The organism is Chryseobacterium sp. Leaf404 (genome assembly GCF_001424145.1).
Classification (GTDB): domain Bacteria; phylum Bacteroidota; class Bacteroidia; order Flavobacteriales; family Weeksellaceae; genus Chryseobacterium.
Window position 1 is genome coordinate 75011 of sequence record NZ_LMQM01000017.1, and the last position, 11058, is coordinate 86068.

Annotated in this window: 10 protein-coding genes and 1 tRNA gene; 6 read left to right on the forward strand and 5 right to left on the reverse strand. The window is 34.9% G+C overall.

Annotated features, from left to right (window positions below; genetic code table 11):
- The first annotated feature begins 52 nt into the window (after positions 1-52).
- The 4 genes from mgtE (at position 53) to ASG31_RS17905 (ending at position 4965) form a co-directional block, all read left to right on the forward strand.
- Positions 53-1375, forward strand: coding sequence for a magnesium transporter (gene mgtE / locus ASG31_RS17890; RefSeq protein WP_056036098.1), 1323 nt, complete (start codon positions 53-55; stop codon positions 1373-1375).
- Between the two features lie 85 nt (positions 1376-1460).
- Positions 1461-2636, forward strand: a complete 1176-nt coding sequence (locus ASG31_RS17895; protein ID WP_056036101.1) for an acyltransferase family protein — start codon at positions 1461-1463, stop codon at positions 2634-2636.
- A gap of 358 nt (positions 2637-2994) precedes the next feature.
- Entirely contained in the window at positions 2995-4185 is a 1191-nt protein-coding gene (locus ASG31_RS17900) for an acyltransferase family protein (RefSeq protein ID WP_056036103.1), read from the forward strand.
- A 54-nt stretch (positions 4186-4239) separates the two neighbouring features.
- Positions 4240-4965 (forward strand): ABC transporter substrate-binding protein, encoded by a 726-nt coding sequence (locus ASG31_RS17905; RefSeq protein ID WP_056036106.1) that lies wholly within the window; start codon positions 4240-4242, stop codon positions 4963-4965.
- Between the two features lie 274 nt (positions 4966-5239).
- On the opposite strand, the gene ASG31_RS17910 is transcribed toward ASG31_RS17905, so the two are convergent.
- Positions 5240-5689 (reverse strand): GAF domain-containing protein, encoded by a 450-nt coding sequence (locus ASG31_RS17910; protein WP_056036109.1) that lies wholly within the window; start codon positions 5687-5689, stop codon positions 5240-5242.
- Between the two features lie 13 nt (positions 5690-5702).
- Positions 5703-7130 (reverse strand): hypothetical protein, encoded by a 1428-nt coding sequence (locus tag ASG31_RS17915; RefSeq protein WP_056036112.1) that lies wholly within the window; start codon positions 7128-7130, stop codon positions 5703-5705.
- Positions 7131-7184: 54 nt separating this feature from the next.
- On the opposite strand from ASG31_RS17915, the gene ASG31_RS17920 reads away from it, so the two are divergent.
- Both ASG31_RS17920 and ASG31_RS17925 read left to right on the forward strand, forming a co-directional pair.
- Entirely contained in the window at positions 7185-7946 is a 762-nt protein-coding gene (locus tag ASG31_RS17920; RefSeq protein ID WP_056036114.1) for an MBL fold metallo-hydrolase, read from the forward strand.
- Between the two features lie 77 nt (positions 7947-8023).
- A tRNA-Leu gene (locus ASG31_RS17925) sits at positions 8024-8103 on the forward strand.
- On the opposite strand, the gene ASG31_RS18285 is transcribed toward ASG31_RS17925, so the two are convergent.
- From ASG31_RS18285 to ASG31_RS17930, 3 genes are all read right to left on the reverse strand, one after another.
- Positions 8057-9628, reverse strand: a complete 1572-nt coding sequence (locus ASG31_RS18285; protein ID WP_082504633.1) for a recombinase family protein — start codon at positions 9626-9628, stop codon at positions 8057-8059. The two genes, ASG31_RS17925 and ASG31_RS18285, sit on opposite strands and share 47 nt — an antisense overlap.
- 18 nt (positions 9629-9646) lie before the next feature.
- The gene (locus tag ASG31_RS18435; protein ID WP_117585868.1) at positions 9647-9808 is read right to left on the reverse strand and encodes a DUF2624 family protein; all 162 of its coding nucleotides are present in this window, start codon (positions 9806-9808) and stop codon (positions 9647-9649) included.
- Positions 9809-10375: 567 nt separating this feature from the next.
- The gene (locus ASG31_RS17930; protein ID WP_056036117.1) at positions 10376-10972 is read right to left on the reverse strand and encodes a master DNA invertase Mpi family serine-type recombinase; all 597 of its coding nucleotides are present in this window, start codon (positions 10970-10972) and stop codon (positions 10376-10378) included.
- Positions 10973-11058: the final 86 nt, after the last annotated feature.

The following is an 11058-nucleotide window of genomic DNA, read 5'->3' on the forward strand; positions in this document are numbered from 1 at the left end:
GCTCCTATCTTTAAAATTTGATTTATTTTTGCAGTGCTAAAAATATTTCATTTTGAATTATTCTGACGAACAAAATTTTAATCCTGCCGACATTGCCGAAACTCTCAGCGATTTACCAGCTGACGAAAGACTGTTGGCTTTTTTGAAAGTTCCGAAAGAATTCAAAGCTGATGTTTTTTCGCATCTAGACCCAGATTTTCAGGAAGAAACCATCCGCAGCATCACCAGCGCCGAGGTTTCTGATATCCTCAACGGGATGACGCCCGATGACAGAACTTCTCTCTTCGAAGATTTTCCGGATGAGCTTATAAAATATTCTATTAACCTTCTTAATCCCCAGGAAAGAAGAATTGCGCTGAAACTTCTTGGCTACGATTCTGATTCTATTGCCCGCCTGATGACACCTTACTACATCCAGATCCGAAAAGAATGGACAATAAAAAGATGTCTTCAGCAGATCAAAAAAGTGGGAAGCAGGGTGGAAACGATGAATTATCTTTACGTGGTAGACGAACGGAACCGCCTAATCGATGATATTGCATTGGGAAGTTTACTTTTAGCCGAAGAAGACACTTTAATTTCAGAAATAACTGATAATCATTTCGTTGCCATCACCACTACCACCACCAAAGAAGATGCGGTGCAGTATTTTGAAAAGTATGACCGTGCAGCACTTCCTATCGTTACTGAGGCCGGAGTTTTGGTTGGAATTGTAACGATTGACGATATTTTAGATCAGATAGAATCTCAGAATACCGAAGATATTCAAAAATTCGGGGGTGTGGAAGCACTTGACGACCCTTACATCCAGACTCACTGGTGGGAAATGATTAAAAAAAGAGGACTTTGGCTGATTGTTCTTTTCTTTTTACAGCTTATCACAGCCTCTGTGATGGGTTATTACGAAAATGAGATTGAAAAAGCAGTTGTTTTAGCCTTATTTATTCCTTTGATTATTTCCAGTGGAGGAAATTCCGGTTCGCAGGCAGCAACTTTGATTATACGCGCGATGGCGTTACAGGAAATCACGATAAAAGACTGGTGGATTGTAATGAAAAAAGAACTTCTTACCGGTATAATTTTAGGAACATTTCTCGGCGTCATCGGGTTTTTAAGAATTATGATCTGGCACAAACTCGGTTGGTTTGATTACGGAGATTATTGGTTTTTCATAGGTATCAGCGCAGGCATTTCTCTGGCGATGATTGTACTTTGGGGTACTATTTCGGGTTCTATGGTACCGTTTATTCTCAAAAAATTCAATCTTGACCCTGCGACATCATCCGCTCCTTTCGTTGCAACACTTGTAGACGTTACTGGACTTATTATTTATTTTACCATCGCGGCTATGTTTTTAACGGGGAAACTGCTTTAAATAATGACATTTTGCCAAAATAATTCGATTGTACAATAAAAATCTGTACTTTCGAATCTTAAAACTAATAACTACACTTGAAAAGATGAAATCGTTTTTTGGAAAATTAAGACCAAAATCATTATATTCGTTATTCTCTGACGAATTAAGCCAAGACAGAATCTTTGGACTGGATTTGCTTCGCTTTTTTGCGATTACAACTGTGGTACTGGGGCATGGCGCATATTTAATGCCTGTGAAGATTGCAGATTTTCATAAATACTTTACTTTTGACGGTGTAAATATTTTTTTTGCATTAAGTGGTTTTTTGATTGGCGGAATTTTAATCAAACAACTGGAAAATAACCAGGCGGATTTCTCTCTTTTACTTCATTTTTGGATGAGAAGGTGGTTTAGAACTTTACCTACCTATTTTCTAATTTTAGTAATCCTGACAGTCTTCTACTGCATCACAGATCCTGAATTTACTTTTCACCAGGTAAAAAAATATTATTTTTTCTGTCAGAACCTATATTATCCACCTCCTGCTTTTTTTAGAGAATCCTGGAGCCTCAGTGTTGAAGAGTGGTTTTATTTTGCTGTTCCACCTGTCATTTTTACTTTAATTATACTTTTTAAATTTAAAACAAGAAATGCCGTTTTGGCCACTGCCGTTTTTGTAATCATTCTGATAGCTTTTTTAAAATACAGAATCTATTTAGATCCTGTAAAATCATCATCTTTTGATTTATATCACAATCAGGTAATTATAAGAATAGACAGCATAATGTACGGAGTGGTTGCAGCTTATCTGAGTTTTTATCATTCCCGGATATGGAACTACTCGCCAATAGGCCTTTTGGTTTTGGGACTGTTAATTTTTGGTATTCAGAAATATTTTGCGGTTACGCAGTACGTAAATAATGCGGATTGGTTTTCATTTTATCACATCGTACTGGATTATAATCTCACCTCTGTGGCTACAGTTCTTTTGCTTCCATATCTTTCAAACTACAGAAAAACCAGATACAAAACAGGAAATTTAATTACCATTATAAGCCTAATTTCATATTCGATGTATCTGACGCACATGTCACTCATTAAAATTATGATTTTAAAAGAAATTCCATGGACAGATTTTACCACCAATTATAATATTATTCTTCCTACAATTTATATTTTATACTGGATTCTTACCCTCACATTATCGGTTTTTCTATATAAATATTATGAAGTACCAACTACCCGGTTGAGAGAGAAATTTACCCGAACAAAAAGCTAATGCTGATAATGAGAAGTTATTTTAACCAAATGCTTCTGCACTCTATCCTAATTATCGGTACGATTGTATAGTTTGCGTATAATTTCACATTTATGATTATAACCAAACCTTAATGTAATATAGGTTTTGCCGAAAATGAAACCATAAAAAAAAATTCAAATGCTATTTCTCTTCCTTGGAAAAAACTGAGAAATAAGAAAACCCAGGTAGAAAATTTTATCACAGATTTTAAAGTAACTGTCATGAGATTTCGGGAATTTGAAAGACAATTAATAACTTGCATCACCAATTTGACTTAATCATTTAATGAATTTCTGTACTTTCGAAATCTGAAAATCAATAAAGACACAAAGATAAGATGAAATCTTTTTTAAAAAAACTAAGGCCGGCATCATTATACGCATTATTCTCTGATGAATTAAACCAGGACAGAATTTTCGGACTGGATTTGCTTCGATTTTTTGCTATAACAACTGTGGTAATAGGTCACGGTGCAAACCTGCTTCCACAGAAGATTGCAGATTTTCAAAAGTACATTACATTTGATGGAGTAAGTATTTTTTTTGTACTGAGTGGTTTCCTAATTGGAGGGATTCTTATTAAGCAGTTGGAAAACAACAAAGCTTCCTTCTCATTATTATTGGATTTTTGGATTCGAAGATGGTTTAGAACTTTGCCTGCTTACTTTTTAATTCTAATAGTTGTCACGATTGGTTATAAAATTAGCGATCCTTCCTTCACGTTCGAGGATATTGGTAAATACTATATATTTTGTCAAAACCTATTCTATCAGGCTCCTCCCTATTTTCGGGAATCCTGGAGTCTGTGTGTTGAAGAATGGTTTTATTTTACTATTCCTCTTTTAATTTTTGCTTTAATAACTGTTCTAAAATTATCGCCGAAAATTTCTGTAATCACCATTTCACTCTCTGTCATATTTCTGGTAACATTTTTAAAATATCAAATTTACATGGATTATGGGGAAAATTCAGAGCTTTATTTCTATCATCAGCAGGTTATATACAGAATAGATAATATCATATACGGAGTTTTAGGTGCGTATGTAAGCTACTATTATTCTAAAATATGGAATTCAATTCCACTCCTATTATTTATTACCGGTATCGGTATCATTATAATCGAAAAAGCAATTGAAGTAACAGGTTATCATTCCGAAAGTTTTGCAGTATTTTATTATTATATGCTTGCTCACACCATCATTTCAATATCTACAGTATTATTGCTTCCTTTTCTTTCAAATTTTAGAAAAATAAAATATAAAATCGGAAATCTGATTACAATCATTAGCCTGATTTCATACTCAATGTACCTAACTCACGAATCATTAATAAGAATTCTTATTATAAAAAATATTCCCTGGACCGACTTTACAAAAAATTACAATATTATATTACCCACAATTTATCTGCTGTACTGGACTCTTACATTGACATTATCTGTTCTTATCTACAAATATTATGAAGTACCAACAACCCGCCTGAGAGAAATATTTACAGGAAAAAAAAGCAGAATTCTAAATGATAAGTAGTATTTTAACCAAATGTTTCAATCTTTCGTTCGGATAATATTATAAATATGTTGTATGCGTATAATTTCTCTTGTTCCATCAATCACTGAGGCTTTATTTGATTTAGGTCTTACAGAAAACGAAATCGTAGGAAGAACAAAATTCTGCATTCATCCCAAAGAAAAAGTGAAAAATGTTGAAATCATTGGTGGTACAAAAAATCTAAATCTGGAGAAAATAATAAGCCTGAAACCCGATATAATATTAGCCAATAAGGAGGAAAACGTGAAAGATCAGGTGGAGGAACTGATGAAAGATTTTAAGGTAATTGTGACAAATATTGAAAATATTGAAGACAATTATTATCTGCTGAAGACCCTCGGAAACCTTTTTAATAAACAAGAAAAAGCCCAACAGTTTAATCTGAAAATCTATGACGTTCTTGCAAAATCTAAGTTAAAAACATCTGTAAAAGCAGCCTATCTGATCTGGAAAAACCCTTATATGACGATTGGTTCAGACACTTTTATAGATAAAGTTTTAAAAGAAATCGGATTTGAAAATTTATTTGAATATCAAAAGCGTTATCCTGAAATTAAAACTGAAGATTTAGCAGGAGCCGATGTCATTATGCTTTCATCAGAGCCTTTTCCGTTTAAAGAAAAACATATTTTGGAGCTGAAAGAGTTTTATCCTGACAAGAAAATTATGATTGTGGACGGCGAGGCGTTTTCATGGTATGGAACGCACATTGCGAAGTGTGAGGATTATTTTAAAGAATTGATTTCAGAATTTAATTAAATTGAAATTAGATTTAAATTTTATGTCGCCCCTTCAGGGCTTTTTATCATTATTGCTTTTAATCATGGGGCTGCAGCCCATGTTAATGATTTTGCCCTTTCAGGGATTTTAAACGACAATGTTTTTCAATAAAACAATCTAAGAAAACTGCATTCATATTTTGGCTAAAACCCAATGATCCATCAAAAATTAAAAGCGGACTAAAGTCCGCTCCTGTTAATAAAAAAACTCAGACCGAATCTGAGTTTATATTTTAAATCGAAATGAGATCCAATCACAAAATCTTTGAAACTTCATTGCAAAGCCATTCCAGAAGTTCTCTGTCGGCGTCTGTGAAAGGATCTACCGTGTGAGAATCAATATCAATCTGTCCTACGTTTTGTCCGTCTTTGAAGATTGGAACTACGATTTCTGCCTTTGTATCGATAGAACAACTCAAATAATTGCTTTCCTCGTGCACATCGGGAACTACGAATGTTTCGTTGGAAACGGCAACCTGTCCGCAAATCCCTTTACCATAAGGAATAATAGTGTGGTCAGTAGGCGCACCTACGTAAGGACCTAATTTCAACTCGTCTTTATCTCCGTTTTTGAAGTAAAAACCAGTCCAGTTGAAATAAGAAATTTCCTGATCCAAAAGATGACAGACTTTCTCAAGTTTCTCTTCGGTGTTATGTTTCGGACTTTCTAAAATGGATAAAAGTCTCTTTTTTATTTCTGACATTTTAATAAAATATTTATGAAAACTGTTTTAATGAAAGCTCTTTTTTGTAGCCAAACATACTTCTTTCTTTGATCATATCTGCCACACCATCAGGAATTTGATTTTCCCATCCTTCGATATTGCAGGTAATCTTTCTCAGAATTTCTCTCGAGTAAATCTCCAGAAATTCCGGGTTGTAATTTTCAATATCTACAATTCTGTTGTTGGTTTTGAAATATTTATAAAGTTCCTTCAGATTATCACCTACTTTCAACGTAGAAGAATCGAGAAGCTGCTGTGTTTCAGGATCTTTGTACGGGTAAAGATAAACTCTCATACCGTTTCTGAAGAATTTACCGAATGCTTCAAGAATTCCCCCTGAAAGATTTTTATAGTACTTCTCGTCGAAGACCATTAACATATTGTTAACGCCCATTACCACACCAATATCTCCGGTGGTATATGCAGAGAAATAATCAATCAATCGGTAATATTCTGAGAAGTTTGAAATAATAACCGTGTACCCTAATTTACCCAAAACATCCACTCTGTCCAGGAAATCCCTCTCGTCAATATCTCCGTCTGCACGCAGGTTTGAGATGGTAATTTCTATAAAAACCTCGGTATCTTCCTGGGTACATTTAGAATCTTTCATAAACATTTTCATCCCGTTTTCGAGCATATCAATATTTACATTGGTTACCGGCCTGAAACTTCCTCTCACTGCAAAAATATTTTTCTTGTAGAGAATATCTGCAGGCAGCATATTATTTCCCTCAGCATTGAAAACTACAGCGTCGGTCATTCCGTTTTTCACGAGCTGAAGGGACATCAGACGGTTGTCTACGTAATCGAAAACAGGTCCGCTGAAATCAATCATATCGATTTCAAGATTGTCTTTTGCAATATCGTCGTAAAGAGATTCTATTAAATTTCTTGGATTATCAGAGTACTTATAAGCTCCATAAATTAAATTGACCCCTAAATTACCAAGCGTTTCCTGCTGTAAAGTGGCGTCATTTTCTTTAAATTTTACGTGGATAACGATTTCATTATACTGAGCATCCACTTCACTCTGAAAACGGATTCCCACCCAGCCGTGACCTTTTAAAGTTTTATCAAAATTAATGGTAGTAACCGTGTTGGCGTAAGAAAAATACTTTCTGTTTGGATGATTTTCTCTGGAAATACGTTCCTCAATCAAAGCAACCTCATACCTGAGCATTTTGCGGAGACGGTTTTGGGTTACATATCTGTTTTTAACCTCTTTACCGTAAATGGCATCACTGAAATCTTTGTCGTACGCAGACATCGCCTTAGCAATTGTGGATGAAGCACCTCCCGCTCTGAAAAAATGCCGAACAGTCTCCTGCCCTGCTCCAATTTCTGCGAAAGTACCGTAAATAGTAGGATCTAGATTAATTGTTAGTGCTTTTTGCTTGGGCGTAAGTTTCTGATACATTAGGACGTATAATTTTTCGTAAATTTACCAAAATTAAACCAACCTCAAAAGAAAATGAAGTTGAAATTTTTAGGCACCGGAACCTCGCAGGGCGTTCCCGTTATAGGATGTACTTGCGAAGTATGCACTTCTGCAAACCCAAAAGATACCAGATTCAGGTCTTCTGTGATGATCACCTCTGAGGGAGGAAAGAAAATTCTCATTGACTGCGGACCAGATTTTCGGCAGCAGATGCTCTTAAATCATGAAGGTCATATCGATATTACATTGATTACCCACGAGCACAATGACCATGTGATTGGGCTGGATGATATGCGCCCGCTGATCTTTAAAACCGGAAAAAATATGCCGATTTATTGTCTGGAAAGGGTTGGTCAGGAAGTAAAAAACAGATTTCCTTATGCTTTTGCAGACAGGCGGTATCCCGGAGCGCCGGCTTTTGACCTGCATTCAATTACCAATCAAAAATTCACTTTTGGAGATGCAGAAATTGATCCAATAGCGGTAAATCATCATACACTTCCGATTTTAGGTTTTAAATTTAAAAAATTAGCCTACATTACCGATGCGAGCTCAATTGAAGATGAAGAAAAACTCAGAAACCTGGACATTCTGATTGTGAACTGCATCCGAAAATACGATCCACATCCTGCCCATTTTATCCTGCCGGACGTCATCAGACTTATGGAAAAATTTAAACCGAAAAAGATGTTCCTTACCCACATCAGTCATCATTTTGGGCTCTATTCTGTTGAGGACGAATTACTTCCGGAGGGCATTCATCTTGCGTACGACGGTTTGGAAATAAATTTCTAAATTTTTATTGAAAATAATTTTTGAGTTTTAATAAAACTTTCTATATTTGCACACCGATTTACAGCAATGTAACACCAGCCCAGGTGGCGGAATTGGTAGACGCGCTGGTCTCAAACACCAGTTCTTAGGAGTACCGGTTCGATCCCGGTCCTGGGTACAAGACCGGAAAGAGGTGATAATTCACTATTTTTCCGGTTTTTTTTAGCTTCTAACTCATTGTTTATTTGATAGATATAAGCCAGCAAAACGTTGGGTCGAATAGTTCGATAATGATTTTCAAAAAATTCCAATTTTTCAGGGAATATCGAACTAATTATTTGACGTTTTAATGTGATATCCCCACTACTAAAGACTTTAGCAAGATCTACGACGTTCGATAATGCATGGTCAAGTAGTTTCGGAAAATCTATTTTGTTTTTATCTTTTACTTTGGTCAAGTTGCTTTCTAACTTTTCAATTTTGTCCTTGCAATCAGTCTTAATTTCCAAGTATTCCTCATTATCAATGACATCTTCCAACAGTTTGTTTCTTGCCAACTTTAACCTGTTGTTCAGTCCATCAATTTCCAGTAATATCTTTTTTCTGTGATGTTGAGGATTATCGATAAACTTCTCGAAATTTTGTTTCAAGACCTTTCTCAAATATTTTTTAATGGACTCCTTCATCTCTAATGCTTGTAGTAACTCCAAGAATTTATCGTTAATAATTTCTGCTTTATAACGATATCCGCATGGTGACTGACAATGGTAGTAATAATATTTCTTAGAGTGTCCTGTAGATGCACTACCGGTTATTAAATGACCACATTCCGGACAGATAAGAAATCCTCTCAGGGGAAGATTATCGTCGGACAATACTTTTACATTGGGTCTTGCAAGGTTTGCATTGCCATCCATTATATTTTGAACCTTTTCGAATAATTCCTCACTGATCAAAGGTTCATGAATACTTGGAACAAAATGAGCCTCTTCGTCATTGTATTGTTCTACATAAATTTTTCCGCAATATGCAGTATTCCTTAAGCCGGCAAGAAAAGAACTGACCTTTACAGTTTTCCCTTCCCGCTTGTTCATCATATCCATAATCTGGCTGGCTGAATAAACACCTTTCGCCATTTCATTGAATGCCCATTTCATATTGGAAGCTTCCGGTTCCTTTTGAGTGACATACTTCTTCCCGTTCTCCGAGATTTTATTGACATATCCATAAGGCGCCCTTCCCATCAATCTGCCTTCTTTTCTGGCACGACGCATTCCATAGTAGGTATTCAAGGCACGTCTGTCGTTTTCAACTTCCGGTGCAGCAAGATAGATTGCCAGCATCATCTTGTTCTCAGGAATAGAAAGATCCAAAGGTTGTTCAATGGCTTGCGGTTCAACATTTAGCTTTTTGAGGATATTGATCATTTGATAGGCATCGCCAGCGTTTCTGCTAAAACGATCCCATTTTGTGAATAGCAATAAATTAGTTCTGGAGCTCTTTTTCTTAAGTGTATCTAGCAGCTTGATCCATTCAGGCCTGTTAAAGGTTTTGGCTGAATAATCTTCATAAATAACCCCTCCAACTACGATACTATTATTTTCACAGTATCGTCTCAGTCTTTCTTCCTGATCTCTTTGCGAATACCCTTTATCTGCCTGCTCATCGGTTGACACACGGATATATAAATCAGCTTTTTTCATCTCTAAAATCTTATAATATTATTCATCTAAAAAACGCTTTACAGTAATTGTTAATAGCATTTTTAGAAATTCTACAATTTGTTCCGCTTCCGGAACTGTTAATTCAACTCCCTCCTCTTCTTTAAATATTTTGATAACCTCTTCAATGCTAATATTTTTAATTTCAAGTGTCCTTTCCATAGCCGATATCTTTTAAATAAAAATATTCGGCACAATTAATCATCATTAGTTATGACACTCATGTGTTTCAGTTGGCATAGAAGTGCTGATTCATTATTAATCTATTAAAAGTAAATTCTTATTTATGATCTTCATCCCCTTGCGTGAAGATAACCTGTGTATATGTTTCATCAGTGAAATCTATGTACACAGATCTGCTGTAAAGTATTACATTAATTGATTCCGTATAAAAATTTTAAATAGCAACACAGAGAAAATTGTTGCGGTAGAAATTCGTCATTCTAATATTTAGCTAATATATAAATAATCAATCAGATGTAAAAATCAGTTTAGGTAGTGTCTAAAAATTCCATAATTTTTTCTAACTTCACTTTGGCTCCAAAAGATAAAGTAGAAATGAAATTAGATAATTTTATGATTTATCTCTAATCATTGAGTGATTACTACGTTCTGCAGACAGTATGATTTTGTGACATATTTATAAATATCGGCAAGAATAAAAACTTTATGAATGAAATTCTGCTATTTTTGCCGATATGGTAAATTTAACTCTTTCGATAAAACAATTTAGTTCATCCTATCCTTTACAAAAGCTGACACAGTCAATCGATGTACACCCAAGATTCGACCTATAGCGGAATATGATACATGCTTATTAATTAACTCCTGAATTTTCTTTTCCTGACCAGACAGTTTTGTTTTGGATGATTTGCTTCCCACGGGACGACCTAAGATTACACCTTCTGCTCTCTTTCTAGCTAATGCTTCTTTAGTTCGTTGAGATATTAGATTTCTTTCTATTTCTGCTGATAAACCAAAAGCAAAAGCAAGAACTTTTGAGCTTATATCACTACCTAATCGATAATTATCCTTAATAGTCCACACTTGAATATCACGGTTCATACATTCATTTAGAATGCCCATAATCATTAAGAGATTCCTTCCTAATCTCGAGAGCTCTGAACAAATAAGCACATCCCCTTTCCTCATCTTTTTTAAAAGTTTTCCTAATTTTCTATCATCAACATTCTTTGCTCCCGAAATAGTTTCTTCAATCCATTTGTTAACAACTATTTCTTGTTTACCACAAAAATGATTGATCTCAAATCGTTGATTTTCTACTGTTTGCTTGTCTGTACTTACTCTAATGTAACCGTAAATCATTTTTATTTGTTTAAATTATTATTCAATTTTGGTTTATTTTAAACCTAATCTGTATAAAATAAATCTATGCAATAAATATTGCAAGG

Excerpts from the sequence above, each read along its gene's own strand:
- ASG31_RS18435 (WP_117585868.1), bottom strand. The coding sequence starts at position 9,808 with ATGGAAAGGACACTTGAAATTAAAAATATTAGCATTGAAGAGGTTATC.
- ASG31_RS17930 (WP_056036117.1), bottom strand. The coding sequence starts at position 10,972 with ATGATTTACGGTTACATTAGAGTAAGTACAGACAAGCAAACAGTAGAA.
- ASG31_RS17905 (WP_056036106.1), top strand. The coding sequence starts at position 4,240 with ATGCGTATAATTTCTCTTGTTCCATCAATCACTGAGGCTTTATTTGAT.
- ASG31_RS17900 (WP_056036103.1), top strand. The coding sequence starts at position 2,995 with ATGAAATCTTTTTTAAAAAAACTAAGGCCGGCATCATTATACGCATTA.
- ASG31_RS18285 (WP_082504633.1), bottom strand. The coding sequence starts at position 9,628 with ATGAAAAAAGCTGATTTATATATCCGTGTGTCAACCGATGAGCAGGCA.
- ASG31_RS17895 (WP_056036101.1), top strand. The coding sequence starts at position 1,461 with ATGAAATCGTTTTTTGGAAAATTAAGACCAAAATCATTATATTCGTTA.
- ASG31_RS17910 (WP_056036109.1), bottom strand. The coding sequence starts at position 5,689 with ATGTCAGAAATAAAAAAGAGACTTTTATCCATTTTAGAAAGTCCGAAA.
- ASG31_RS17920 (WP_056036114.1), top strand. The coding sequence starts at position 7,185 with ATGAAGTTGAAATTTTTAGGCACCGGAACCTCGCAGGGCGTTCCCGTT.
- ASG31_RS17915 (WP_056036112.1), bottom strand. The coding sequence starts at position 7,130 with ATGTATCAGAAACTTACGCCCAAGCAAAAAGCACTAACAATTAATCTA.